Genomic DNA, 25,213 nt, shown 5'->3' with positions numbered 1-25,213 from the left:
CGCCTGTTGCCGGCAATTCAATCTGAAACAAGTAAAAGGCCAAAAATACTAACTCAGTACCTCCAAGCAATAGTTAGCAACATAAATGAGCAAGTCCGATCAATCTTGAGCTGTGCCTTACCTGACGTCCGGGACACGCGGCCATGGGTCGGCGCGCCCGAACCGGCTGTTGTCGTCAGGCGATATTGGGCCGGCGATGGCTGGCCGGCGCTCAGTTGGTGAGCGCGCCGGCCTCGAAGTCGCGCACGAAGGCGGCCACGCGGCGGTCGATGCGGATGTCGGAGGGGCGGATCGCCCGCACCAGCGACAGGCCCGCCAGCGAGCGGGCGCGGGAGAGCGCCACATAGGATTGCCCGGCCGCGAAAGCACCGTTGTCGAAATCGATGCGCACGTCTTCCAGGGTCAGGCCCTGCGCCTTGTGCATGGTCATGGCCCAGGCGGGCGCCAGCGGCATCTGGGTGAAGGTGCCCACCACCTGGCCCTCGATGCGGCCGGTCTTGTCGTCGAAGCCGTAGCGGATGCGCTCCCAGGTGAAGGCCTCGATCTCCACCGTGCCGCCGCCGTCGAGCCGCACCAGCACCGAGTGCGCGCCCATGCCGGCCACCGTGCCCACGGAGCCGTTGACCCAGCGCCGGGCGGGATCGTTGCGCAGCGCCATCACGCGGGCGCCGGTCTTCAGCACCAGATTGTGCGGCACCGGCAGGCGGTCGCCATCAAGGCCGAACTCGCCCTTCATGACGCCCTCATACATGCGCTCGCCGCCCGGCAGCGCCGCGAGGCCCCGCTGGTTATAGGCATCCGCGCGCGCATTGGTGGGGGTGAGCAGAACCGGCAGCACGCCGGAGCGGTGCGGCCGCACGCAGGCCTCGTTGAGCGCGCCGATGGCTTCCTGCAAATTCCAGCCGCGCCGGATGGCGGCCAGATGAGAGATGAATTCGCTGTCCGACTGGCGATGCACCACGGTGAAGGGCACATGCTCGAACGGATGGTCGGCCAGCACCTTGGCGTGGAAGGCGAACGGGCCTTCATAGCCCATATGCTCCAGCACCTCCTGCTCGGCCATGGGCACCACGGGGGGCAACTGGAGGAAATCCCCCACCAGCACCACCTGCACGCCGCCGAAGGGCACATTGCTCTCGCGGGCGATGCGCAGCGTCCGGTCCACGGTGTCGAGCAGGTCCGCCCGCACCATGGAGATTTCGTCGATCACCAGCCGGTCCAGCTTCTTGAGCAGCCGGCGCACCTGCACGCGCGGCTTCACATCCTCCGGGTGGAGGATGCGCGGCGGGATGCCGAAGAAGGAATGGATCGTCTGCCCGCCGAGCTGGAGGGCGGCGACGCCGGTGGGGGCGAGGAACACCTGCTTGCCGCGCTGGCTGCGCCGCAGATCGTGCAGGAAGGTGGTCTTGCCCGTGCCCGCGCCGCCGAGCACCATCACCCCGCGCGCGCCCGCATCAATGTGCTGGAGGGCGCGGACGGAGCTGTCGTCGGCGGCGTCAGGCAAAGTCACCGTGTCACACCTCTCAGGCCAGCAGGCCGGTCTCGCGGGCGAGGTCGAGCAGGTTGCGCTCGGGCCGGGCGCCCACATGGGAGATGACCTCGGAGGCCGACAGCGCGCCGAGGCGCAGCGAGGTGGCCGGATCGAGGCCCCTGGTGCGGCCGGCGAGGAAGCCGGCGGCGAACAGGTCGCCCGCGCCCGTGGTGTCCACCACCCGGTCCACCGGATAGGCGGGGGCGGTGACGACCGCATCCTTGGCCACGAACAGCGCGCCGCGCTCGGAGCGCGTCACCACGGCGGAGGCCACATCGCGGCGCAGCTGGATGAGCGCGGAGTCCACGTCCGCCGTCTCATAGAGCGACTTCAGCTCGGCCTCGTTGCAGAACACGAGGTCCACCACATTCTTGCGCATGAGTTCGAGGAACTCGGCGCGGTAGCGGTCCACACAGAAGGAATCCGAAAGCGTCAGCGCCACTTCGCGGCCGGCCCCATGGGCGATGCCGGCGGCGGCGAGGAAGGCTTCCTTGGCCGGCGGCGGATCCCACAGATAGCCTTCCAGATAGGTGATGGCGGCGCCCTTCACCAGCTCGGCGTCGAGATCGGCGGTGGTCAGGTTCTGGGCCGCGCCCAGATAGGTGTTCATGGTGCGCTCGCCGTCCGGCGTCACCAGAATGAGGCAGCGGGCGGTGGTGGGGCCGTCGCTGGCCAGCGGGGTGGCATAGGCCACCTTGGCGGCGCGGATGTCATGGGCGAAGGACTGGCCGAGCTTGTCCTCGCGCACCTTGCCGATGAAGGCGGTGCGGGCGCCGAGCGTCGCCGCGCCCACCGCCGTGTTGGCGGCCGAACCGCCGGAGATCTCCGTGCCCGCCCCCATGGCGGCGTAGATCGCCTCCGCCTTGGCCTCGTCGATGAGGGTCATGGAGCCCTTGGGCATGCCCTGCGCGGCCAGGAACGCCTCGTCGGCGCGGGCGATGACATCGACGATGGCGTTGCCGATGGTGAGAACGTCGAGGGTGGCAGACACGGGCGCTCGGCTCCTGAAGGGATTCTGTGCGGAAAAGCTCTTGGGGCCCCGGTTAGCATCCCCGGCCAAGGCAGGCAAACCGCAGGCCGCCTCCCGGTCGAGAAATACTCCCGCGAGCACTGCCATATCGGAACAGCTCCCGGTCGCAGCAGCTCTGAACCTCGGTTAAGCTCACTCACAAATCGTGACTGCGATACCCCGCGCGGGATGGTAAGAGCCGGGTGGGATTTGTGTGGGTGTGCATGGGGTTGGGTGCGGGCCGGTGCCGGCAAGGGGTTGAGTGTTTCCCACTCGCGGCTGGTAAGGGGTCGTGCGCTCTCCACTCTCGGGTCGTCATCCCCGGACTTGATCCGGGGATCCACGTCGGGCCGAAAGTGGACGGCGCGACAAGCTGGGACGCCGGCAACCGTTCGCGAGAGGACAAACCGTCCTCCCGGCGGATGGACGTGGATGCCCGGATCAAGTCCGGGCATGACGATGCTCTGTAATGAAGGCCGGGCACTGCGCATCCCGCGCGGTGATCGGATCACCGGGTGATCGGACGGGCCGCCCCGTCCGTAAGATTGCAGGCGGCCCCATCGCCGCAGGCTGAACAGAAGACAAAAGGGTTCGTCGCATGGCGCGCAAGTATTTCGGAACGGATGGTGTGCGGGGTCGGGCCAATGCGACCCTGACCGCAGATCTCGCCCTGCGCGTGGGCATGGCCGCCGGCCTCGCCTTCCGGCGCGGCGAGCACCGCCACCGCGTGGTCATCGGCAAGGACACCCGCCTGTCCGGCTACATGATCGAGAATGCGCTGGTGGCCGGCTTCACCTCCGTGGGCATGGACGTGATGCTCCTCGGCCCCATGCCGACCCCCGCCGTGGGCCTGCTCACCCGCTCCATGCGCGCCGACCTCGGCGTGATGATCTCGGCCTCGCACAATCCGTTCGACGACAACGGCATCAAGCTGTTCGGCCCCGACGGCTTCAAGCTCTCCGACCAGATCGAGCATGAGATCGAGGCGCTGATCGACGAGAACCTGACCAAGAAGCTGGCCGCCCCCGCCGACATCGGCCGCGCCCGCCGCGTGGAAGGCGAGCGCGCCCGCTACATCGAATATGCCAAGCGCACCCTGCCCCGCGACCAGTCCTTCGACGGCCTGCGCGTGGTGCTGGACTGCGCCAACGGCGCCGCCTACCGCGTGGCCCCCGAGGCGCTGTGGGAGCTGGGCGCGGACGTGGTGTCCATCGGCGTCGAGCCCGATGGCCTCAACATCAACCGCGACGTGGGCTCCACCCATCCCGCCGCTCTGTCCGCCAAGGTGCGCGAAGTGCGCGCGGACATCGGCATCGCGCTCGATGGCGATGCGGACCGGGTGATCATCGTGGACGAGAAGGGCCATGTGATCGACGGCGACCAGATCATGGCCGTCATCGGCAAGAGCTTCATGGACGACGGGCGCCTCTCCCGCGCCGGCATCGTCGCCACCGTCATGTCCAACCTCGGGCTGGAGCGCTATCTGCAGGGCGTGGGCCTGACGCTGGCGCGCACCTCGGTGGGCGATCGCTATGTGCTGGAGCGCATGCGCTCGGAGGGCTTCAACGTGGGCGGCGAGCAGTCCGGCCACATCATCCTGTCCGATTATTCCACCACCGGCGACGGCCTGCTGGCGGCCATTCAGGTGCTGGCCGTGGTGGCCCGTCTGGGCCGTCCGGTGTCGGAGGTGTGCCATCGCTTCGACCCGCTGCCGCAGGTGCTGAAGAACGTGCGCTATTCCTCCGGCAAGCCGCTGGAAGAGGACAGCGTGCAGACCGCCATCGCGGATGCCGAGCGGCGCCTCGCCAATCACGGCCGCCTGCTGATCCGCCCCTCGGGCACCGAGCCGGTGATCCGCGTGATGGGCGAAGGCGACGACCATGAGCTGGTGGAAGGCGTGGTGGACGACGTGATCGCCGCGCTCAGGAAGGTGGCGGCGTAAGGCGAGAGATCGCCCGATCAGCAGCACCCGGCAGCCGGCCCGAGGCCGGCTGTTTCCATATGACAATCAATAGCTTACCTTCCGCCACCTGAAATCGGCCCATGGCCGGAGCGGTGGAAGGTAAGACCATATGCGACACGCACAGCGGATCGCCCTCCGGGGTGTCCTCCTGCTCCTTGGCGCGCTTGCCGCCCCGATCAGCACCTATGCGCAGACGGCAGTTCCCCGGCCGTCCGATGCCGCACAGCCGTTCGACGCCGCGCGGGCCTTCTGCGAGCGGCAGACCTTCGCTCTGGAGACCATGGCGGAGGTCGACCCGTGGCTGGCGTATTTCAGCGGTCTGCGGACGGGCCGCACGCCTGCCCCGGACGACGATTGCCCGAGCAGGACCGTTCACACCATCATCAGCATCGTGGGCAGCGGCAGCGTCGAGGCCGCCGAGGCGTCGCGTGCGGCTTTCCACGGCTTCTATGTCACAAGGGCCATGGAGCCCCAGTCCGCTGAACGGCGGCTCGATACGGACACCTCGTTTCGCTATCGCAACGATCTGGTGCTGGCCGGCTTCGTCTGGATGCTCTGCCCCGGACGCGGGCCGCAGCAAGTGGCCTGCGTGAAGCGCGTCATCGAGGGCTTTCCCGCGCGCTTCCTCCAGACCAGCCCCGTCTTCTGCGACTTCGCGCCCGGCCAGCCAACGCAGGTGGAATGGCCCGCCAGCCCGCAGACCCGCCCACTCACCTGCGCGAAGGGTGGAAACGCCACCGCCGCCGATGCCGAGGCATGGCTGAAACAGGCCGCGAATGTGCTGGCGGACTAGGCAGGGTTCCGCCTGACGAAAAGTAAGGTGCCCTTATTTCGGCAATATCCAGCCACGCGGACAGAACATAGCAGCTTCAACGGCTGAGCATGTCGGCTTGTGGATAGCTCATCACCCCAGACACATGGGTCCAATCTGGAAATGGAATCTGTCCAAGCACGCCTTTGTGCGAACGCACATCGGTTGATATTGCGGCGCAACAACTGTAGACGGCCGTTCAGAGCTTAGCAGAACGGAGGGCTCTTCGCCCATGCGTCATAGTGACAACAGCGGCCGCCCGACCGCCTCGCCCATCCTCAGCATGAACCGCCGCCAGCTTCTGGGCTCCGCGCTCGCCGCCGGTGCTGTGGCAGCGCTGCCGGTCCTGCCGGCGCTGGCCCAGCCCGCGGGCAAGGCCGTGGATGTGCTGCTGATCGGCGGCGGCGTCATGAGCGCAACGCTCGGCGTGCTGCTGCATGAGCTGGAGCCCAACTGGACCATCCAGATGCTGGAGCGCCTCGACGATGTGGCGATGGAAAGCTCCAATGGCTGGAACAATGCCGGCACCGGCCACTCCGCCCTCGCCGAGCTGAACTACACGCCCGAGGACACCAAGGGCAATGTGCAGATCTCCAGCGCCATCAACATCAACGAGCAGTTCCAGATCTCGCGCCAGTTCTGGTCCCACCAGCTCGATCAGGGCGTGCTGAAGAACCCGCGCTCCTTCATCAATTCCACCCCGCACATGAGCTTCGTGTGGGGGGAGGAGAACATGGCCTTCCTGGAGAAGCGCCATAAGGCCCTGCAGGCGAGCCCGCTGTTCGCCGGCATGGAATTCTCCACCGATCCGAAGAAGATCGCCGAGTGGGTGCCGATCATGATGGAAGGCCGCGATCCCAAGCAGGGGATCGCCGCCACCTGGTCGCAGCTCGGCACCGACATGAACTTCGGCGAGATCACCCGCCAGTATGTGTCCTTCCTGAAGACCCAGCCGCAGTTCGCGCTCCACACCAACAGCGAAGTCACCGCCATGGAGCGGAACTCCGACGGCAGCTGGAACGTGACCTATGCCGACGCGAAGAGCGGCGCCACCACCAAGGTGAACGCCAAGTTCGTGTTCGTGGGCGCCGGCGGCGGCGCGCTGCACCTGCTCCAGATGTCCGGCATTCCGGAAGGCGAGGATTATGCCGGCTTCCCCGTGGGCGGCTCCTTCCTCGTCACCGAGAACCCGGCCATTGCCGAGCGCCATCTGGCCAAGGCCTATGGCAAGGCCTCCACGGGCTCCCCGCCCATGTCGGTGCCCCATCTCGACACCCGCGTGCTGGACGGCAAGCGCGTGATCCTGTTCGGGCCGTTCGCCACCTTCTCCACCAAGTTCCTGAAGAACGGCTCGCTGTTCGACCTGCCGGCCTCCACCACGCTCAACAACGTCCTGCCCATGCTGGATGTGGGCTATGAGGAGTTCGATCTGGTGAAGTATCTGGCCGGCCAGCTCATGCTGTCCGACGCCGACCGCCTTGCGGCGCTGCGCGAATACTTCCCCAATGCCAAGGCCGAGGACTGGCGCCTGTGGCAGGCCGGCCAGCGGGTGCAGATCATCAAGCGGCAGAGCACCGCCGACGGCGCGCTGAAGCTCGGCACCGAGATCGTCTCGGCCAAGGACGGCTCCATCGCAGCCCTGCTGGGCGCCTCGCCGGGCGCCTCCACCGCCGCGCCGATCATGCTGGATCTGGTGAAGAAGGTGTTCCCCGACAAGCTCGCCTCGGCGGACTGGCAGGAGAAGATGCGCCGCATCGTGCCGAGCTACGGCACCAAGCTGAACGGCAACCCGGAGGCCGTGGCGACCACCTGGGCCACCACCGCCGAGAAGCTGCAGCTGGCCATCGCCTCCCCTGCCCTCTCCACCACGGCGGCGCCCGCCGCCACTCCCGCCGCCCCGGCGGGCGAGGTGAAGCGTACCCCCGATATGGCGCTCTGAGCCGGCGCCACACCATCTACCCTAAGGGCACCCCGACCCGCCGGCCCTGCCGGCGGGTTTTTCTTTGCGTGGAAACGGTTTCACCCTTCGGTAGGGTTAATCCGTGGTTAAGTCCTGCATGCGAATCTTTGACCCTATCGCGGCGTTGCGCCGCCCGGAGTCGGATCCGTTCGGATGGTCCCATCCGAAGGGTGAATCCGCTTCCTGAACATTGATGGGGCCCCCCGCGCCCCGATGGGATTGCCGCCGCCCATGCGTCTCGTCAGTAGCGTTCTTCTCCTTCTCGCCGCCACCACCGCATCCGCGGCGGAGACCGAGAACCTGTTCAAGGATCTGCCCATGCTCGGCCGGCCCGGCGACTTCTCGCTGGAAGCCCCGGAGGTGGATGAGACCGAAAGCGCGTCCGGCTTCTATTTCCGCACCATGCTGGGCAAGTCGGGCGTGAAGGGACGCATCTCCGGTGCCGCGCGCGGCACCGCCGACGAGCCCACCTCGCGCCTCATGGGCATCGGCGCGGGCTATCAGTTCTCGCCCTGGCTGCGCGGCGACATCACCGTGGATCACGCCAACGACGTGTCCATCCAGCGCCCCATCGGCAAGGCGCGCTTTTCCGCCAATTCGCTGATGGCCAATGTCTATTGGGACATGTTCACCATCGGCCGCCTGACGCCCTATGTGGGCGCCGGCGCCGGTTTCGGCTTCACGCGCTTCAATTTCGAGCCCCTGCGCGGGGCCGCCGCCTGGGGCCAGACCGACATCAATTTCGCCTGGAACGCCACCGCGGGCGTGGGCTGGGCCATCTCCGACAACTGGACGCTGGACGTCAGCTATCGCTATGCGGCGCTCGGCCAGCCGAGCTTCTCCCTCATGGGCCAGCCCTTCACGGTGGAGGACGCCGTGTCCCATCAGGTCCGCGTGGGCGTGCGCTACAGCTTCCACTGAGCGGCGGCAGGGCTGAGCGCCCGCTGGGAAAAGCCGGACGGGTCGGTCCGCCGATGTCCCAGACGGGCTCTGAGCGCCCGCTCATTCCTGGAGCAGGCGCGCCCGTGCGGCGTGCTGGCGCTTGATGCGCTCCAGCACCAGTTGGGGATCATAGGGCCGCGCCAGCTGCGGGCCGTTCTCGCACAGCTCTGCGGCTTCCTCGGCCGCGCGCTCGGGGGCACCGGCCAGGATCACGTCGGTTTTCGGATGGGTCTCGCGCATCCAGCGGGCGAAGGAGAAGCCGCCGAGACGGCCCGGCGCCTTCATGTCGCAGAGCACCGCGCCCACGTCGATCTCGCCCAGCGCGAAGAAGTTCTGCGCCTCGTCCGTGCTCGACGCCTCGATCACCCGGTATCCGCAGCCGCGCAGATACTCCGAGAGCGCATGGCGCACCAGCACGTCCGCATCCACCACCATCACCGTGGGAAGGACTGTAACGGCAGCTTCCGGCATCAAGTCTCCTCCTGTCCTGATCACGTCCCGATCAGCTGCATCGCAATCCGATCGGTGAAACGTTCTCCATCAGCCTCTCAGCCGGTCGAGGATCAGGACCACGACCGTTTCGAGGTCATAGGGCTTGGCGACGAAATCGGGGAGCTGGGCTGCAACGGTCGGATCGAGATCGCCCGAGGTGACGACCACGGGCAGGTCCGGCCAATGCGCGCCGAGACGGCGGCGCAGCTCCACCCCATCCATGCTTCCGGGCATGCGGACGTCCGTGAACACCGCATGCACGACGAGACCGGCGGCGAGCGCGGTGAACGCCTCGTCGGCCGTCGCCGCCTCGATGACCGTGATCCCTGCATCACGCAGGGCGTCGGCGATCATCAGGCGCAGGAAGGCATCATCCTCCGCGACGAGAACCGTTGGGGAGGCGTCCGAGAGGTCCGGACGGTAAGCAGCACTGGCCATCCGACCATTCTCACACAAACCACTGGCCTCTCAACGTGAGGACCACGCAACGGTTCCGCTCAGGCTGGCATTTAAAAAGGTGATTTGGCTAGAGCGGGACTGCAGGCCCTGCGCTCAGCGGAAGGCGTAAGCGCCCACCACCGCCGCCAGTGCGATGAGCGGAATGGGGTTCACCCGCGCCAGCAGGATGGCGCCGAACACCACGGCGGCAATGGCGATGCTCTCCCAGCCGGTGATCGCGCCCTTGGCGATACTCATGACGCCCGCCAGCAGCAGGCCGATGGACACCGGCCCGAGCCCGCGCTGGATGGAGGCCTTCCACGGCCAGTCGGCAAGGCGCACCCACAGCCGCCCCACCAGCAGGGTGAGCAGGCCCGTGGGCAGGAAGAAGGCCGCCGTCACCACGATGGCGCCCACCGGCCCCGCCACCCATTGCCCGATGGCGGCGATCATCATCATGTTCGGCCCGGGCGCCATCTGCCCGATGCTGTAGAGATGGATCAGCTGCGGGAAGTTCACCCAGTGGTGCACGTCCACGGTCAGGTATTTCAGCTCGGGAAAGGCGGCCATGCCGCCACCCACCGTCAGCAGCGACAGATAGGAGAAGACCCCGATCAGCGGCAGAAGCTGGTTCACGGGTGGCCTCCGGTCTTCTTGTCCTTGCCCGTCTTGTCCTTGCCCTTGCTGCGCGACAGCCGGGCGGCGGTGCCATCGAGAAAGCGCAGCGTGCCCGCGAACAGCGCGCCGTCCTTGGAGGCGCCGCCGGGCCGATACCAGAAGATCGCCAGCGCGCCCACGCCCGCCAGCACCACCAGCACCGAGAGGTGGAACACCTCCACGCCGATGATCGTCAGCGCAACAAAGACGAGATCGGCATAATTCTTCAGCGTCTTGAAGCCGAGCTGGAGCGAGACCGCCAGCACCATGCCCACCGCCGCGGCGGAGACGCCGTGCAGCATGCCGTCCACCACATTGCCCTGCGAATGGGCGGCGCCGTAGGCGATGGCGGCGGCCACCATCATCAGCCCGCCCGGCAGGCAGATGCCCACCAGCGCCGCCGCCGCGCCTGACGTGCCGCGCAGCCGGTCGCCCACGAGGATGGCCATGTTGGAGGCGTTCAGCCCCGGCAGGCTCTGGCAGATGGACAGCAGCTCGATGAAGGTCTCGTCATCCACCCAGCGGTGCCGGCCCACGAGGGCCGAGCGCAGATAGGCCACCACGCCACCGCCGAAGCTGGTGGCGCCGATGGACAGGAAGGCGAGGAAGATGGCGAGGATGCTGGGGGGCGCATCCTGCGCCGTCGCGGGCGCGCCCTCCCCGGCTGTGATGTCACTCATGGCTCTGGGGCGGAGCGCCCTTCAGGCGATAGACGGCGCCGGTCTTGGTGGTGCCCAGCGACACCCAGTCCTGCGCCGCATGCTGGAGCGCCACGAAGAAGGCGCTGGAGCGCTCGATCGCCCTGGCGCTCACGTCGGCGCGGCGTTCCATGCGCATCTGGTAGGAGAACTCGCCCACCAGCTGGTGCTGGTCGCCGCGCGTGCGCCACACCGAGACGTTGGAGGCGGCCATTACGCCCTTGCCGAAATCCAGCGTGCCGAGCTGCTGGAGCACCTCTTCCACGGCGGTGCGGTTCACCAGCCCCACATGCTCCTTGGAGCCGGAGAGCACCTGCGCCAGCGCCGGATAGGTCTTGCACAGCGAGGTGGCGGAGGAGGGATCCTCCCACATGTCGGTGGGGTGATACTTGAACTCGACATTATGGGAGAAGAGCTGGCGCGAGCCGCCGAGGCGGTCCTTCAGCGGCAGCAGCTCTTCCTTGAACTTGATGCGGTAGGGGCCGGAGATGTTGGGCCGCACATCCAGCAGGGTGGCGGTCTCGAGATCCGGATGGCGGAACTTGAACACCATCTCCGGCTCGCCCACCGGGAAGCCGTCCTCATAATTGATGCGGCGGCGCAGGATGAAGGCGTTGTTGTAGAGCTTGAAGTCCTTGGTATCGAGGAACAGCACTTCGCGGATCTGCGGACGCAGCCCTTCCGCCTCGGTCTCGTCGAAATCGACGCCGGTGTCTTTCGCCACCTTGCGCACGATCTTGGCGAAGTCGAAGAAGTTCTTCACGCTGGTGAAGCGTGATCCGTGCAGGATGATCTTCGCCTCGATGTAATGGATCTCGTCCAGCGGATGGCCGTCCGCATAGGTGCGCGGCGCCTCGGGCGGATGGGCTGCCGGGTCCGAGCCCAGCGCATTATCGGACGCCAGCGCGCCCTTCTTCTTGTCCGACACCGCGTCCCCCCGTCCTTGACGTCCGCCGGTCCGATCTGGCCGTCCGGCGGGTTCGGGTAGAGTAGTGCGGCACCTCGCCGCTGGAAAGCGCGATTGCCCCCGGATTGGCGGGAACCCACCGGCGTGTTCGGGCCATGCCGATAGCCTTCCCCAGGGATAACGCGGCCTTTTCGCCTCCGCCCGGCGAAAGCACCCTCCCCGCTGGCCCCGGCGCGGCCGATGGTGTCACATGGCCATCAGCCGGACATGACACAACCGCCCGGCCCTTTTGAGGAGACATCCCATGTCCGATCTCATTGCCATCGTCTATCCGACCGAAGAGACCGCCGAGAAAGTCCGGCAGGAGCTGATCGCCCTGCAGAAGGAATATGTGATCACGCTGGAAGACGCGGTGATCGCGGTGAAGACCGAGGATGGCAAGATCCGCCTCAACCAGCTGGTGAACACCACCGGCGCGGGCGCGCTGGGCGGCGGCTTCTGGGGCCTGCTGGTGGGCACCATCTTCCTGATGCCCGTGGTGGGCGCGGCCATTGGCGCCGCCTCGGGCGCGCTGGCGGGGGCGCTGTCCGACTACGGCATCAACGACGACTTCATGAAGGATCTGGCCGGCTCCATCTCGCCCGGCAATGCGGCGCTGTTCGTGCTGATCAAGGCGATGACCGAGGACAAGGTTCTGGACGACATCAAGGGCTATGGCGGCGTGGTGCTGAAGACCTCGCTCGACCGCACCAAGGAGCAGGCCCTGCGCAACGCCCTCGCCGGCGTCCCGGCCCCCTCCGCGCCGGAGCGCGAGGAGCCCGCCGTCCCCGCCACGCCTACGCCGCATGTGCCGCCGGTGATCTGAGGCGGGAGTCGTGATTGATGGAGACGCCGCTCCATCTGTCTGGAGCGGCGTCTCCATATATTTCGCGCAACGTTCTTGCAGCAAAGCATCGTCATGGCCGGACTTGATCCGGCCATGACGAATGGAGAGGGAGCGGCTTCTTCATGTGGCGGCCAGCGAAACCCTAGCCCTTCCGCCCCACCAGCTGGATCACCGTCGCCAGCGCGGCCAGCACGATGCCGAAGGCCGTCACCGCCGACCAGCCGCCCTCGGCCCAGGCGAGCGCCGCGCCAGAGGAGCCCAGCGCGCCGCCGAGGAAGGCTGAGCCGATGAACAGGGTGTTGAGACGCGAGCGGGCCTCGGGACGCAGGCCGAAGACGATGTGCTGGTTCGGCACCAGCGCATATTGCAGGCCGAAGTCGAGCACGATCACGCCCACCACCAGACCGGGGATGGAGCCCCACAGCGCAAACACCACGAACGAGGCCAGCACCACCGCCGAGCCGATCACCACCACGCGCTGCGCCCCGAAGCGATCGGCGAAGCGGCCGGCGATGGGGGCGCAGACGATGCCCACCACGCCCACCACGCCGAACAGCCCCGCCACATCCGCGCCAAGCCCGAACTGCGGCTCGGCGAGGCGGAAGGCGAGCGTGGTCCAGAAGGCGGAGAAGGCCGCGAACAGCAGCGCCTGCGTGTAGCTCGCCCGGCGCAGCGCCGGCAGCTCGCGCCACAGCTTCAGCAGCGAGGCCATGAGGCCGCCATAGGAGAGGCCGCTGTTCTCCTTGCTGCGCGGCAGGAGCGCGGCCATCAGCAGACCGGCGCCGAGCGCCAGCGGCATGCCGAGCCAGAACATGGCGCGCCAGCCGAAATGGGCGGCGACGAAACCCGCCAGCGTGCGCGAGAGCAGGATGCCGGTGAAGATGCCCGACAGCACGAAGCCCACCGTCGCCCCCCGCTTCTCGGGCGCCGCCAGATGGGCGGCGAAGGGCACGATCTGCTGCGCCACCGTGGCGGCCACGCCCACGGCGGCGGAGGCGATCAGCATGGTGAGCGGGGTCGGCGCCACCGCCGCCAGCAGCAGGGCCACGGCCAGCAGCACGAACTGGCCCACGATCAGCCGCCGCCGCTCCACCAGATCCCCCAGCGGCACGAGGGCGAACAGGCCGAGCGCATAGCCGAGCTGGGTGGCGGTGGGCACCATGGCGGTGAGCGGACCGGGCAGGTCCTGCTCCATCACCGCCAGCATGGGCTGGTTGTAATAGATGTTGGCGACCGCAAGGCCCGCCGCCGCCGCCATGGCGAAGATCACCAGCCGGCCGCGTCCGGTATCGGCAGGGCTGGCGGCTGTGGTTTCAAGCGTACTCATGGGATCTCTCCGGGGCCGGATGGCCCTGCACACGGCCGGCGCGGGGACGCCGCAACCCGTGTTGCGTTGCGGCAAAGATAGCCAGTAACGCGTTTCGATCTAGCGACAGCGGACGTTACGCGATTATATCGCCCATCGTTACAATAAGGACGGCAGGCCATGGATTTCGACGGGCTGGCCATTTTCACCGAGACCGCTGCGGCCGGCAGCCTCGCCGCCGCCGCCCGGCGGCTGCATGTGACGCCCATGGCCGCCAGCCGGGCACTGGCGGCGCTGGAGCAGGAACTGGGCGTGCGCCTGATGCATCGCACCACCCGCGCGCTGGCGCTCACCGACGAGGGGCAGGTGTTCCTGCCCCATGCCCTTGCCCTGCTGGAGGCGCGCGAGGCCGCCATCGCCAGCGTGCAGCCCGGCCATGAGGGCGCCTCCGGCCTGCTGCGGCTGAGCTGCTCGGCCATGTTCGCGCGGAAGATCGTCAATCCGCTGCTGGAGCGCTTCATGGCGGAGAACCCGCGCGTGGCGGTGGAGCTGATGGCGGTGGATCACGTGGTGGACATGGTGGCGGAGGGCATCGACCTCTCCATCCGCATCGCCGTCCTGCCGGACAGCAACCTGGTGGCGCGGCGGCTGGTGGACAATCCCTGCCTGCTGGTGGCCTCCCCCGCCTATCTCGCCCGCCACGGCCGCCCGCGCGTGCTGGCGGACCTGAAGAACCACCAGTGCCTCTCCACGCCGGCCCGGCCGCACTGGACCTTCGAGGCCGACGGCCGCAAGACGCGGGTGAAGGCGCAGGGGCGCTACGTGACCAATGCCATCGAGGCCATCCATCAGGCGTCGGTGTTCGGCTTCGGCCTCGCCGTGCTCTCGGCCTGGAACGTGGCCGAGGAAGTGGAGCGCGGCGTGCTGGAGGCGGTGACGCTGGAGGATGCGGAGCCGGAGACGCTGGCCATCTGGGCTGTTTATCCCACCCGCCGCCTCGTGCCGGCCAAGGTGCGGCTGTTCATCGAGGCGCTGTCGGGGCACCTGCGGGGGTGAAGGGGGCGTTGCCGTGGGACGCGGCCGGCGTCCTTTGCGTCCGGGACAGGCCGTCGCCGTCGGTGGGGCCGGACACCTTCTCCTCCAGGATGGCCACATAGAGGTCCTGCATCCAGCGCGAGGTCATGGTGTGGTCGGAGCCATCCACGATGCGCAGGTCCGCCAGTCCTCGCTCCAGCAGCCGCCGGCCCTGCTCGGCGAACACGATGCCCAGTTCCACCAGCCCCCAGTCATCCCTGCTGTAAACGAGGGTGAGCGGCACGCCGGCCGCCTTCACCGCCGCCACCAGCCGCTCCTCGTGGCTCGCCAGCCAGTCCCGGCCGGACAGGCGGTTCAGGGCGGCGATCAGCTTCAGCTTCAAGGCCAGCTGGCCATAGTGGAGCACCAGCAGCAGGCGGCCCGCCACATAGCGCCGGCGGAAATAGGCCGGGCCGAGCATGGGGCGATCATCGGGCCGATGGTCCAGCCCGTGGTTCGCCCACCAGTTGCGCGTGCGCGCCAGCAGATGCAGGGCGAGCGCCAGCGGCCGGCGCCAGAGCGGGATGGAGGGGTCTTCGTCGCGGATGTAGAAATAGGGCAGGTTCACCAGCACCGCGCCGCTGACCCGTGGATCACCGGCCGCCGCCGCATGCAGGCCCATATAGGCCCCCGCGCAGATGCCGGTGAGCACCACCCGTCCATAGCCCGCCGCCGCCAGCAGATCGAGCGCGGCGCGGATATCAGCCAGCCGGCCGAGATCATGATAGCGCACCAGTTCGGCCGGATCGGTGGGAGCCGCCTCGCCGATGCGGCCGAAATCCATCCGCAGCACGCCGATGCCGGCGGCGGCAAGGCGGCGGGCAAGGCGCACGCTGCCGCGCCCGTTGCCGGTGTGCAGATTGAGGCCGGCATTCAGGATCAGCACGGCGCGGTCCCGCCGGCCGTTCGCGGCGTGGGTGAGCACGCCGAAGCAGCTGCCGTCGGCGCCGAAATGCATGCGCGTCTCGCTGAGGCCGGGGGCGACCTGAAGCTGCGAGGGTTCGCCCGGCAGGGGCCGGTGCGCGGGCGCGGGCGGCGCCCCTCGCCGCAGCCAGGCGGCGCAGCTCTCGAATACCCGCACCGGAATGACGATGTCGGCCGCATGCTGCATCAGGCCGTCGAAATGCTGGAACGGCAGATAGTCCACGCCGGACGGCAGATCGTCCGGCCATTCCTCCGGCGACACCAGCAGGACACGCCGTGCGCTGCCGGCGCCGCGCGTGGCGCGCTGGTCCATGCTGCGCAGGCGCTCAATGTCCGTGGCGTGCAGGCGATAGCCGAGGATTTCCTTCCAGTCGCAGGGCACGCTGCCTTCCGGGAAGGGCAGCATGGCGCCGCTCAATATCTGCTCGCGCGCAAAGGCGCGCCCGGCCAGCACCGGCGCCAGCAGCGCCAGCGCGCAGATGTCGCCGAAGCGTTGCGCCGCCTCGATGGCCAGCAGGGCGCCGAGCCGGTAGCCGCACAGCGCCACCTCGGCCACACCGTGACTGTCCTTCAGATAGCGGGCGGCGGCGCCGATGCTGTCGATCCAGCGGTCGATCTGCCCCGGCTCCTCCTCGCGCGCGCTGTCGCCCGTGCCGGGATAATGGAAGCGCAGCACGGTGAGGCCATCGGCGGCGCACAGTTCGGCCAGCGTGAGCATGGCGCGCTGGGTGGCGAGCGCCTCATAGCCGAAGGTCTCGCAGATGATCACCGCGCGCCCGCTCAGCCCCGGCCGCCGCGCGGGGTGCAGCATGGCGGCGCAGCCATCGAAGGCGACGGGAATGGAGGGCGGCGGCATCATGGCCCGCCTCGTACAGGACGGGAGACATGGGAGCCGGACACAGCGGGGCCACTTTTGCCCCAGCCTTGCCTTCCCCCTCCCCAGCCCTCCCCCGCAAGCGGGAGAGGGGGCCTGTCGCGCTCACCGATACGGCACGCGCGAAAACCAGGCGGGGAGAGCCCTCTCCCGCCCGAAACCGGCATCGCCGGTTTCGGCACTAAGGTGCCGAAGTCGGAAACATCCGACTTCGGTGCGGGGGAGGGTTGGGAGGGGGAAGGGTGCAACGGGTGTTCGTTGAACATGGGCTCACCCGAACAGCGCCGCCCGCACGGCGGCGGGCCAGCTGGTGGGTGTAAAACCGTGGTGGCGGAACAGAGCCAGCGTCAGCCGGTCGATGCCGAAGGCGACGCATCCGGTGTGGGCCATGGCGCCATCCGCCGTGGTGAGCGGCCAGATTTCCGAGAAATGCGTCATGTGGAGATTGCAGCTCATGCAGGCGGTAGGTTCCTCCACACTGCCCACGGGCACCAGCATCTCGAACTTCAGCTCCTGATCGCGCTGGCCATCGGCCATCAGCTTCCCGGCACGGCCGAAGAAGGGATCGTTCGCCAGCGCCGCCTCGAACGGCAGGCCGAGGCGCTCCAGCCACGCCGCCCCGCGTTCCAGCCACCGATTGCGGAAGGCGACCACCTCATCCGGCGTGCCGATGCGCACATTCTCGCGCATGCGGAACATCTGCATGCGGCAGGGGTCCACGGAGGGCTCGTGGCGGAAGCACCAGGAGGAGACGTCCACCACCAGCCCGCCCGCCTGCAGCGGGCCACGGCGAGCGATGACCGGATAGATGGGGTAGCAGGCCGCAGGGGTGACGACCACGTCCGCCGGCTGCTGGAACTGCGAGAAATCCTCGCCCTCGCCGATGCAGGCGAGCATGCGGCGGTGGTCGGCCTCATTGCCGCAGAAGCAGCTGATGGTGCCAGCCAGATGCGGAAAGCCCTTCAGATAGCCGCTGGCGAGAAAATCCTGCCGCGACAGCAGCGGCGGAAAGCGCATCTGCTCCGGCCTGTCGGCGGCGGACAGGCGTGTGATCGACTGCTCAAGGGCGGTCACGACCTGCTCATAGGTCTCGCTGCGGCCATAGAGGCCATCGACGCCCGTGGGGATGAGCAGGCCGGCGTCAAGGAGCGCCGCGCGATAGGCTGCCGCCGGGGAGAGCGGGGTTTCGCCTTCGGGGGCCAGGGTCTCATGCGTCATTGCGCGATCTCCTCTCCCGCCTCGTGCGCCGCATCGAACTGCCCGACCGTGAGGCGGGTCGCCAGCAGCAGGCGGCCGGCATCGCCGAGGATGGCGTCGTTATTGATCATGAGCGGCGCGGCGGTGAGATCGCGCAGGTGGCGGCCGAGACTGTAGGGCGTGTCGTTGCGATAGCCGGAGAGGCCGCACACGCGCATGCCCGTGGTCGCCACCCGCAGCGCCATCTCGGACAGGCTGGTCTTCAGCAGGATGATGTCCAGCGCCTCGCGCGCGGCGTGGCCCGCCTCATACAGTGCGATGGCCCGGCGCAGGCAGGTGTCCATGTCGGTGACGAGGCCGGTCATCTGCGCCAGCAGCGGCAGGCCGACGCGCGCCGCATCCGGATTGGTACGCATGCGGTGGCGCAGGAAGGCGCGGCAGCGCGCCACCACGTCCATGGCGATGCCCAGCCACACCGCGCCCCACAATATGTGCGAGGTGGGCACCATGGTCTCGGTGGCGATCACGCCGAAGGGTACGGGCAGGATCTGGCCCGCCTCCCCCTCGCCCGCGATGTGGAAGGCGCCGCTGGCGGTGCCGCGCAGGCCGAGCGCATCCCAGCCGCCCTTCGCCTCCAGCCTCACCTGATCGCGCGGCAGCACCACCAGCACCTGATCGCCGGCATCCGCATCCGGCGCACGGCGCGCGGTGACGAGATAAGCGTCGGCCTCGGCGCCATAGGAGACGGCGGAGGCCGCCTTCTCCAGCGCGAATCTGTCGCCCGCGAGCGGCGTCACGGCGCAGCGGCTGGTGCGCAGGCGCCCGCCGATCCCCTCCTCCGAGGTGGCGGAGGCGAGCAGCAGGCCCTCATCGGCGATGCGGCGCTGGAAATCGCGCAGCCACGCCCCCTCCCCCGCATGGCGGATGAGGCAGGCCAGCTGGTTGTGATGCATGGCGAAGGCCATGGCGGTGGAGGCGCAGGCCGCGCCCAGCTCGCAGGCCATGCGGGCCAGCGTGGCGAAGCCCATGTCCCGGCCGCCAAGGTCCCGCGGCAGCGCCATGGTGAGCGCGCCGGACGCGCGCAGCGCCGCCGCCGCCTCGACGGGGAAACGGCCCGCTTCATCCACCGCCACCGCATGGCTGCGGGCGATGGCGCAGACGCTGGTCCAGTCCGGCGCGGTGGGGATCTGTGTGGCTGCGGATGCGGGCGCGTCCATCACGCCGCGCTCGCGGCGGAAAGGCTCGTGACCAGGGCGCAGAGGCTGGCGATGGTGCGGAAGGTCTCCCGCGTCAGTGCCGCCTCGGGGATGTCGGCATCGAGGCGCGTCTCGATGTCCATCATGACGTTGACGGTGGCCAGCGAGGACAGGCCGAGGCGATAAAGATCGGCATCGACCGCGATGGCGGCGGTGGAACCAGCCAGCTTTCCGTGCTGGCGAAGAATCTCGCGGACCATGCGCTCCGCGTCGTCATGGGCAATCGGCACAGGGACCTCCCACCAAACACTGAACTCACAAATCAGTTACCTTGATACCGCATTAATGATGAATGAGCGGTAAAAGTGGAATACTGAAGTACCGTATTCATGATAGTTACCTCTGTGAGGCTTGTGCCAGGCTTTGGTGCCGCAGCGGCACGGAAGCGCAGGCGCCGGCGCGTGATCGCCCCCTCATACGCGGGCAGGCGCCGGCCGGATGCGGGCTTACAGAAGGTAAAGCTGTCCGGCTGTCGGGCGCCTGAAAACGGCACGCGCGGCAGGGGAGAGCGGCTCGGGAGAGAGGCTTGGGCGGGGCAGCGAGGCCACGCAGGGCCGGCGCGCGGGGCGCCTGTCTCAACGGCAGGGCCGGAGACGCACAAACGCGAAAGGCCCGCTCGGGCGGGCCTTTGCTTACGGTCAGGATGCCGCCGGGCGAAATGTCCGGCGGGCAACAGTCAGGTGGCGCGCACTTACGCGGCGCGCTTGCCGCCGAGCGGCACCTCGATGTCCACCGCGAGGGTGGAGACGCTGGCCCCGCGCTCCATGCGGACGCTGACCTTGTCGTCATCGATCTGCATGTGCTTGGCGATCACGCGCAGGATCTCTTCCCTGAGCTTGGATACGAGGTCAGGGCCGTCCATGGACCCGCGCTCATGCGCGAGCAGGACCTGCAGGCGCTCGCGCGCGGCCGGAGCCGACGGGGGCCTTGAAAAAAGGCGGAGCAGGTTCATGCCGCTTTCCTTCCGAAAAACTTGCCGAAGAAGCTTCTCTTCTCGCCCGGAATAGTTACTGGCAGGTTCTCGCCGCGCAGACGCTTCACAGCATCGAAATAGGCCAGAGCCGGCGCGCTGTGCTCATCCGCCAGCGTGACGGGGGCGCCGAGGTTGGAGGCGCGCAGCACGTCCATGCTCTCGGGGATGATGCCCAGCAGCGGGATCGACAGGATTTCGAGGACGTCGTCCACCTTCAGCATGTCGCCCCGCTCGGCGCGGCTGGGCGAATAGCGGGTCAGCAGCAGGTGCTTCTCCATGCGCTCGCCGTTCTCGGCCTTCACGGTCTTGCTGTCGAGCAGGCCGATGATGCGGTCCGAGTCGCGCACCGAGGACACTTCCGGGTTCGTGACCACGATGGCCACGTCCGCATGGCGCATGGCCAGCGTCGCGCCGCGCTCGATGCCGGCCGGGCTGTCGCAGATCACCCAGTCGAAGCTCTCCTTCAGCGCGCCGATGACAGCTTCCACGCCCTCGGGGGTGAGGTTGTCCTTGTCGCGGGTCTGGGAGGCGGGCAGCAGGTGCAGGGTCTCCAGCCGCTTGTCGCGGATGAGGGCCTGGGAGAGCTTGGCCTCGCCCTGGATCACGTTCACGAGGTCATAGACCACGCGGCGCTCGGCGCCCATGACGAGGTCGAGATTGCGCAGGCCCACATCGAAATCCACCACCGCGACCCGCTCGCCGCCGCGTGCGAGAGCGGCGCCGAGGGCAGCGGACGAGGTGGTCTTGCCCACGCCGCCTTTGCCCGAAGTGACTACGACTACCTTGCCCATCGATCTCTCCTGTTAAATGGACGCGCCGTCTTCAGGCGAGCGATCCGACGTTGAATGTTTCGCCGTTCAGCCAGAACTGGACGGCATGGCCGCGGATGTCCGGACCAAGGTCATCGGCGGTCTTGTAGAGGCCGTCGATGGAGACGAGTTCCGCTTCCAGCCGGCGGCAGAAGATGCGGGCTTCCCCATTGCCCATGGCCCCCGCCAGCGCCCGGCCGCGCAGCGTGCCGTACACATGGATGGAACCGCCGGCGATCACTTCCGCGCCGGAGGCGATGTTGCCCATCACGGTCACGTCGCCATCCAGATGGATGATCGACTGGCCGGAGCGCACGTTCTCGTCGAGGATGAGGGAGGACGAGGCCTTGCGCGGCTGCGTCTCCACGATGCGCTCCACCACCACGCTGCGGCCGGAGGCGGGAGCGGTGCTCTCCTCCACCGTCTCGCCGCTGTCGCGGCCGCCGGACATGGCGGGCGGCAGATCGGGGGCAAGCGCCGAGGGACGGGCACCCTCGATGCCCAGCACGCGGACATTGCGGGCCGCGAGCTGGGTGGACAGCGCACGCAGCTGGGTGCGGTCGATGTCGAGTTCCTCGACATCCAGGACCACGGGCCGCCGCAGGAAGAAACCGGGCGAGCGGGCCGCGAGGTCGTCGAGCCGCATCAGCCAGTCCTCGATCGGCAGATCGGGCTTGAGCGTGAGGGCAAGATAGGAGCGCCCCTTGAGGCGGATCGGCCGGGGTGTGGTTAACACGGCGGTTATCTTCGTGAATTTTCGGTTGCCAAGATTTAGCGACGGAATGGTTAACCAGCCGTAAAGAGGGGTTAACGGGAGTTGTGGATTCCGCCCCCTGCCCTCACTCCGCCGGGGTTGGCGCCGCCTTCTCCACCGCCGGCTTTTCCCGCGCGGGATCGCGGAACAGCCACAGCGCCAGCGCGCCCGCAAGCAGCGCGCAGCCCGCCGCCACCAGCACCAGCACCCGATAGCCATGGGCCTGCGCGATGCTGAGCGCCAGCGCACCAGAGGCAAAGCCCATCAGCGTGTAGAAGCTGCACTGGGCGGTGAAATCCGTGCCCGCCGTGCGCGGATCGGCATGGTCCATCATGATGGTCATCATGATGGTGGCGATGGGATTGTAGATCAGGAACACCAGCAACAGCGCCGGCAGCACCAGCTGGCTCTCCCGCTCGCCCCCGGCCAGCGGCAGCAAGGCGAGGATGGCCGCCGCCTGCACCAGCGCCGCCCCCACCAGCATGGCGCGCCGGCTCCATCTGCGGATGAGCACGCCGGTGATCAGCACCGCCGGCAGGCCGACAAGGGAGCCGGTGACGTTGAGCGTGAAGCCCACCCGCTCCAGCGACCAGCCGATATCCACCAGCATGGGGGTCAGCAGGCCGAACACCATGCCGATGCCCACAGGCGTCAGCATCATCACCAGCGCCCAACGCCCGATGCCCGGCCGGCGCCAGAAGCGCCACAGCCGCGCATAGGACTGCCCTGCCCCACCCTTCGCCTCCTCCTCCGCTTCCGTGGCGGCGGGTTCGCGGAACAGGACGATCTGCACCAGCGTGGTGGCCACCACCGCCGCCATCAGCCACAGGCAACCGGCCCAGCCCACCAGATTGTAGAGCGCCAGCGTCGCCCCGCCGCCGAGCGCGATGCCCACCAGCCCGCCGCCCACCTGCAGGCTGTTGCCCACCCCGCGCATACCGGGCGGGATGAGGCGCACGGCGATGGCATCGGTGGCGATATCCTGCGTGCCCGCGCACATGGTGAGCACGAGGCTCAGCGCCATGAGCAGGCCCATGTCCGACACGCCGTCGATGCGCGAGATGAGCAGCAGCATGATGATCATCGCGCTCTGCATGAAGATGAGCCAGCCGCGATAATGGCCGAGGCGACCGAAGGAGATGCGGTCCACCAGCGGCGCCCACAGCACCTTGACCACCCACACCAGCCCCAGAAGATAAAGCACGCTCAGTTCCTCCAGCGAGCGGCCCTCGCTGCGCAGGATGGCCGGCAGGCCCATGAAGAAGAAGGACACCGGCAGGAACTGGGTGACATAGAGGCTGGCGATCAGCAGCCAGTGGGCGGGGGTCATGAGCGGCTTCTCCACAATGACGCCGGCCGCAGCACGAATGCTGCGGCCGGCGCGCGTCTTCAACTGTGCGCCCCGGGGGAGGCGCGATGGGGGTTTCAGAACGTGGTGGCCACCCCGAGGCCCAGCACCCGCCCGCGCGAGACCAGCACCGAATTGATGCTGCCCGTCATGTTGGCGCCCTGCTGCTCCAGCAGCTCGCCGACGAGGTTCTCGCCATAGGCATAGACTTCCATCCGGCCGGTCTTCACGCCGAGGCGCGCATCGATGATGTGCTGCGGATCAAGATCGAAGGTGTTGGCGGTGTCGCCGGCCCGCTCGCCCACATAGCGATAGGCCAGATAGCCGTTGAGCCGCGCCGCATCGAAGCCCATGAAGCCCGTCTGCCCCTGATAGGTCAGGCGGATGTTGCCGGACCACAGCGGCACGTTGGGCACCTCGTTGCCCACGGTGGCCGGCAGCACGCTGTTGAGCGGCACGCCGGTGATCTCCGCATGGGTGAGCGCGAAGCCCGCCGACAGGCCGAAGCCGTGCGCCAGCTCCTGCTGCACCTCGCCCTCGACGCCATAGGTCTTCAGGTCGAAATTCTCGATGGGGAAGGAGGCGGTGAGCGCGTCATAGCCGAAGATCGCCTCGTCGCTCACGTCATTGTAGAACAGCGCCGCGCTGAAGGAGGTGCCGGTCTCGCGGATGCGGGCCTTGGTGCCCAGCTCGTAGGCCCACACGGTGGTGGCGTCATAACCCTGCTCGGGCTCGCCGATGGCGGCATTGCCGGTGAAGCGCGGATAGCCGCCCGCCTTGGTGCCCCGGTTGAGGCTGGCATAGATCAGGCTGTCGTCGGTGAGCTTGTAGCTGAGCGACAGGCGGCCCGAGAGCAGGTCGAAATTGCGCGCCGCATCCTGCGCATAGGCGGCCACCGTGCCGGGGAAGCCGTTCGACAGATAAGTGGCGTCGATGGACTTGCGATCGTGCGTGTAGCGCATGCCGAAGCCGATCTCGAACCGCTCCGCGAAGGGCTGGGCCACATCGAAGAACAGCGCCGCCGACGTGCCCTTCAGATTGACGTCGCGGGTGCCGTTGATGGACGCCGACATGGAGGAGGAGCCGTACACATTCTCCGTGAAGTCATTGTAGGAGATGACGCCGCCCAGCACCCATTTGGTGAGCGCATTCTCCAGCGACTGCAGGCGCACCTCCTGATAGAGCTGCGTCTCGCGCTGGCCGGTGACGTTGTAGTCGCCATCGAACGTATAGGCCGAGACCGGCACCGGCATGCCATAGGCGCCGAAGGTGGCGCTGTTCACATAGCCGTCGGAATTGTCGGTCCAGTTGTAGATATCGTAATAGGTGACGCCGGTGACGGTCTTCAGCGTGAAATGCTCGAAATCATGCGAGCCGTTGACCGTCAGATACATCAGGTCGCGCTCGAAGACCGGCGTCTGCTGATAGGCATTGTTGTCGCGCAGCAGATAGGGATAGCCGGTGTCGCCGTTGTATTTCTCATAGCCGGCGGTGACGCGGATCTCGGTGCCGAGGCTGGGCAGCCAGCGCCACGAGGACTTGAACGCCCCCACATCCATGGCACCGATGTCGTCCGCGCCGGGATGGTCGTTGGTGACATAGGCGCCGCGCCGCTGGTAGCGGGCCGAAAAGCGGCTGTAGAGCGTGTCCGTGATCGCCCCGCCGAAGCTCATCTCGCCCTTCAGCGCGCTGTCGGTGCCCACTTCCGTGATCAGCATGCCGCCGGGCTTGCCGTCCGGCAGCACGCTGATGACATTGATGGCACCGCCGGTGGAATTGCGGCCGAACAGCGTGCCCTGCGGGCCGCGCAGCACCTCCACCTGCCCGATGTCGAGCAGCTGCGCATTGGCGGCAAAGGCCGGCATGGGCACGCCATCGATGATGGTGGGCGCGGTGCTGTTGTCGGGCGAGAGCATGGTGGACAGCGTGCCGATGCCGCGGATGATCGGCTGCGCCGTGCGCGGGTCGTCGCCGTAATTGGGGATCAGCAGGTTGGGCACGCGGTCGGAGAGATCCTCCATCACGCTCACGCGCTCGCTTTCCAGCTGCGCGCCACTGACCACCGACAGGCTGATGGGCACGCTGAGCGCATCCTCACCATAGCGGCGGGCCTCCACGGAGACCACGTCCAGGAGGATGGAGCCATCCTCCGCCAGTTGCTGCGCCCGCGCCGAACCCGCGCCCATGGACAGGATCACCGCCACGCCGCAGAGCAGATGGAGATGCAGGCAGCTGCGCCCCTGCACCGCCGCAGCCACGCCGTTCTGTCCCGCATTCCGGCCACGCCGGCCCCCACGCGCTGGGAACTCCATTGCCCTCATCCCTCCGGCTTCCTCAGAAAACCGCCGCGTCCGATGGTTTCCCGCGGGAAACCGCATGATGCGGCGGCTGATTGGCCGCTTAT

Annotated in this window: 23 protein-coding genes; 6 read left to right on the top strand and 17 right to left on the bottom strand. The window is 68.0% G+C overall.

Annotated features, from left to right (window positions below):
• Positions 1-211 precede the first annotated feature (211 nt).
• Both IEW24_RS26230 and IEW24_RS26225 read right to left on the bottom strand, forming a co-directional pair.
• Positions 212-1,510: an ATP-dependent DNA helicase gene (locus IEW24_RS26230; protein WP_244644687.1), complete on the bottom strand. Its 1,299-nt coding sequence runs from the start codon at positions 1,508-1,510 to the stop codon at positions 212-214.
• 13 nt (positions 1,511-1,523) lie between these two features.
• Positions 1,524-2,522, bottom strand: a complete 999-nt coding sequence (locus tag IEW24_RS26225; RefSeq protein ID WP_244644686.1) for an adenosine kinase — start codon at positions 2,520-2,522, stop codon at positions 1,524-1,526.
• Positions 2,523-3,138: 616 nt separating this feature from the next.
• On the opposite strand from IEW24_RS26225, the gene glmM reads away from it, so the two are divergent.
• The 4 genes from glmM to IEW24_RS26205 all read left to right on the top strand — a co-directional run bounded on the left by glmM (position 3,139) and on the right by IEW24_RS26205 (position 8,195).
• Entirely contained in the window at positions 3,139-4,482 is a 1,344-nt protein-coding gene (gene glmM / locus IEW24_RS26220) for a phosphoglucosamine mutase (RefSeq protein WP_188583867.1), read from the top strand.
• A 130-nt stretch (positions 4,483-4,612) separates the two neighbouring features.
• Positions 4,613-5,296, top strand: a complete 684-nt coding sequence (locus IEW24_RS26215) for a hypothetical protein (protein ID WP_188583866.1) — start codon at positions 4,613-4,615, stop codon at positions 5,294-5,296.
• Positions 5,297-5,546: 250 nt separating this feature from the next.
• On the top strand, positions 5,547-7,253 hold the full coding sequence (gene mqo / locus IEW24_RS26210; protein WP_188583865.1) for a malate dehydrogenase (quinone): 1,707 nt from the start codon (positions 5,547-5,549) through the stop codon (positions 7,251-7,253).
• A 252-nt stretch (positions 7,254-7,505) separates the two neighbouring features.
• On the top strand, positions 7,506-8,195 hold the full coding sequence (locus IEW24_RS26205; RefSeq protein WP_188583864.1) for an outer membrane protein: 690 nt from the start codon (positions 7,506-7,508) through the stop codon (positions 8,193-8,195).
• Positions 8,196-8,276: 81 nt separating this feature from the next.
• Here the strand turns inward: IEW24_RS26205 and IEW24_RS26200 are convergent, their stop codons facing one another.
• The 5 genes from IEW24_RS26200 to IEW24_RS26180 all read right to left on the bottom strand — a co-directional run bounded on the left by IEW24_RS26200 (position 8,277) and on the right by IEW24_RS26180 (position 11,429).
• A complete protein-coding gene (locus IEW24_RS26200; RefSeq protein WP_188583863.1) occupies positions 8,277-8,687 on the bottom strand; it encodes a response regulator in 411 nt (136 codons plus the stop codon).
• Between the two features lie 69 nt (positions 8,688-8,756).
• Positions 8,757-9,146: a response regulator gene (locus tag IEW24_RS26195; RefSeq protein ID WP_188583862.1), complete on the bottom strand. Its 390-nt coding sequence runs from the start codon at positions 9,144-9,146 to the stop codon at positions 8,757-8,759.
• A 114-nt stretch (positions 9,147-9,260) separates the two neighbouring features.
• On the bottom strand, positions 9,261-9,782 hold the full coding sequence (locus tag IEW24_RS26190) for a chromate transporter (RefSeq protein WP_188583861.1): 522 nt from the start codon (positions 9,780-9,782) through the stop codon (positions 9,261-9,263).
• A complete protein-coding gene (locus IEW24_RS26185) occupies positions 9,779-10,483 on the bottom strand; it encodes a chromate transporter (protein WP_188583860.1) in 705 nt (234 codons plus the stop codon). Before IEW24_RS26185 ends, IEW24_RS26190 begins: the two co-directional genes overlap by 4 nt.
• Positions 10,476-11,429, bottom strand: a complete 954-nt coding sequence (locus tag IEW24_RS26180; protein ID WP_244644685.1) for a hypothetical protein — start codon at positions 11,427-11,429, stop codon at positions 10,476-10,478. Before IEW24_RS26180 ends, IEW24_RS26185 begins: the two co-directional genes overlap by 8 nt.
• A gap of 283 nt (positions 11,430-11,712) precedes the next feature.
• Here IEW24_RS26180 and IEW24_RS26175 point away from each other — a divergent pair, with 283 nt between their 5' ends.
• Positions 11,713-12,273, top strand: coding sequence for a DUF1269 domain-containing protein (locus tag IEW24_RS26175; protein WP_188583859.1), 561 nt, complete (start codon positions 11,713-11,715; stop codon positions 12,271-12,273).
• Between the two features lie 163 nt (positions 12,274-12,436).
• On the opposite strand, the gene IEW24_RS26170 is transcribed toward IEW24_RS26175, so the two are convergent.
• Entirely contained in the window at positions 12,437-13,621 is a 1,185-nt protein-coding gene (locus tag IEW24_RS26170) for an MFS transporter (RefSeq protein WP_210324292.1), read from the bottom strand.
• A gap of 159 nt (positions 13,622-13,780) precedes the next feature.
• Here IEW24_RS26170 and IEW24_RS26165 point away from each other — a divergent pair, with 159 nt between their 5' ends.
• Positions 13,781-14,656 (top strand): LysR family transcriptional regulator, encoded by an 876-nt coding sequence (locus IEW24_RS26165; RefSeq protein WP_188583858.1) that lies wholly within the window; start codon positions 13,781-13,783, stop codon positions 14,654-14,656.
• Here the strand turns inward: IEW24_RS26165 and IEW24_RS26160 are convergent.
• The 9 genes from IEW24_RS26160 to IEW24_RS26120 all read right to left on the bottom strand — a co-directional run bounded on the left by IEW24_RS26160 (position 14,622) and on the right by IEW24_RS26120 (position 25,067).
• Positions 14,622-16,457, bottom strand: a complete 1,836-nt coding sequence (locus IEW24_RS26160) for an alpha/beta hydrolase (RefSeq protein ID WP_188583857.1) — start codon at positions 16,455-16,457, stop codon at positions 14,622-14,624. The genes IEW24_RS26165 and IEW24_RS26160 overlap by 35 nt on opposite strands.
• A gap of 285 nt (positions 16,458-16,742) precedes the next feature.
• Positions 16,743-17,690, bottom strand: coding sequence for an amino acid--[acyl-carrier-protein] ligase (locus tag IEW24_RS26155; protein ID WP_188583856.1), 948 nt, complete (start codon positions 17,688-17,690; stop codon positions 16,743-16,745).
• Positions 17,687-18,886, bottom strand: coding sequence for an acyl-CoA dehydrogenase family protein (locus IEW24_RS26150; RefSeq protein WP_188583855.1), 1,200 nt, complete (start codon positions 18,884-18,886; stop codon positions 17,687-17,689). Before IEW24_RS26150 ends, IEW24_RS26155 begins: the two co-directional genes overlap by 4 nt.
• Positions 18,886-19,155: an acyl carrier protein gene (locus tag IEW24_RS26145; protein WP_188583854.1), complete on the bottom strand. Its 270-nt coding sequence runs from the start codon at positions 19,153-19,155 to the stop codon at positions 18,886-18,888. The genes IEW24_RS26150 and IEW24_RS26145 overlap by 1 nt, the downstream gene beginning before the upstream one ends.
• Before the next feature lie 461 nt (positions 19,156-19,616).
• Entirely contained in the window at positions 19,617-19,877 is a 261-nt protein-coding gene (gene minE / locus IEW24_RS26140) for a cell division topological specificity factor MinE (protein WP_188583853.1), read from the bottom strand.
• Positions 19,874-20,689 (bottom strand): septum site-determining protein MinD, encoded by an 816-nt coding sequence (gene minD, locus IEW24_RS26135; protein ID WP_188583852.1) that lies wholly within the window; start codon positions 20,687-20,689, stop codon positions 19,874-19,876. The genes minE and minD overlap by 4 nt, the downstream gene beginning before the upstream one ends.
• A gap of 31 nt (positions 20,690-20,720) precedes the next feature.
• Positions 20,721-21,452 (bottom strand): septum site-determining protein MinC, encoded by a 732-nt coding sequence (gene minC, locus IEW24_RS26130; RefSeq protein WP_188583935.1) that lies wholly within the window; start codon positions 21,450-21,452, stop codon positions 20,721-20,723.
• Between the two features lie 94 nt (positions 21,453-21,546).
• On the bottom strand, positions 21,547-22,791 hold the full coding sequence (locus IEW24_RS26125; protein WP_188583851.1) for an MFS transporter: 1,245 nt from the start codon (positions 22,789-22,791) through the stop codon (positions 21,547-21,549).
• A 95-nt stretch (positions 22,792-22,886) separates the two neighbouring features.
• Positions 22,887-25,067 carry a TonB-dependent receptor gene (locus IEW24_RS26120; RefSeq protein ID WP_188583850.1) on the bottom strand — a complete coding sequence of 727 codons (2,181 nt, stop codon included), beginning with the start codon at positions 25,065-25,067 and terminating at the stop codon, positions 22,887-22,889.
• Between the last annotated feature and the right edge of the window lie 146 nt (positions 25,068-25,213).

This window comes from Azorhizobium oxalatiphilum, from assembly GCF_014635325.1.
Lineage (GTDB): Bacteria > Pseudomonadota > Alphaproteobacteria > Rhizobiales > Xanthobacteraceae > Azorhizobium > Azorhizobium oxalatiphilum.
Note: the sequence above shows the minus strand (reverse complement) of the source record. Positions and strands in the feature narration are given on the sequence as shown.

Coding starts and splice junctions, on each gene's coding strand:
- glmM (WP_188583867.1), top strand. CDS start 3,139: ATGGCGCGCAAGTATTTCGGAACGGATGGTGTGCGGGGTCGGGCCAAT.
- IEW24_RS26160 (WP_188583857.1), bottom strand. CDS start 16,457: ATGATGCCGCCGCCCTCCATTCCCGTCGCCTTCGATGGCTGCGCCGCC.
- IEW24_RS26165 (WP_188583858.1), top strand. CDS start 13,781: ATGGATTTCGACGGGCTGGCCATTTTCACCGAGACCGCTGCGGCCGGC.
- IEW24_RS26125 (WP_188583851.1), bottom strand. CDS start 22,791: ATGACCCCCGCCCACTGGCTGCTGATCGCCAGCCTCTATGTCACCCAG.
- mqo (WP_188583865.1), top strand. CDS start 5,547: ATGCGTCATAGTGACAACAGCGGCCGCCCGACCGCCTCGCCCATCCTC.
- IEW24_RS26205 (WP_188583864.1), top strand. CDS start 7,506: ATGCGTCTCGTCAGTAGCGTTCTTCTCCTTCTCGCCGCCACCACCGCA.
- IEW24_RS26200 (WP_188583863.1), bottom strand. CDS start 8,687: ATGCCGGAAGCTGCCGTTACAGTCCTTCCCACGGTGATGGTGGTGGAT.
- IEW24_RS26215 (WP_188583866.1), top strand. CDS start 4,613: ATGCGACACGCACAGCGGATCGCCCTCCGGGGTGTCCTCCTGCTCCTT.
- IEW24_RS26170 (WP_210324292.1), bottom strand. CDS start 13,621: ATGAGTACGCTTGAAACCACAGCCGCCAGCCCTGCCGATACCGGACGC.
- minD (WP_188583852.1), bottom strand. CDS start 20,689: ATGGGCAAGGTAGTCGTAGTCACTTCGGGCAAAGGCGGCGTGGGCAAG.
- IEW24_RS26195 (WP_188583862.1), bottom strand. CDS start 9,146: ATGGCCAGTGCTGCTTACCGTCCGGACCTCTCGGACGCCTCCCCAACG.
- minE (WP_188583853.1), bottom strand. CDS start 19,877: ATGAACCTGCTCCGCCTTTTTTCAAGGCCCCCGTCGGCTCCGGCCGCG.
- IEW24_RS26155 (WP_188583856.1), bottom strand. CDS start 17,690: ATGACGCATGAGACCCTGGCCCCCGAAGGCGAAACCCCGCTCTCCCCG.
- IEW24_RS26150 (WP_188583855.1), bottom strand. CDS start 18,886: ATGGACGCGCCCGCATCCGCAGCCACACAGATCCCCACCGCGCCGGAC.
- IEW24_RS26175 (WP_188583859.1), top strand. CDS start 11,713: ATGTCCGATCTCATTGCCATCGTCTATCCGACCGAAGAGACCGCCGAG.
- IEW24_RS26185 (WP_188583860.1), bottom strand. CDS start 10,483: ATGAGTGACATCACAGCCGGGGAGGGCGCGCCCGCGACGGCGCAGGAT.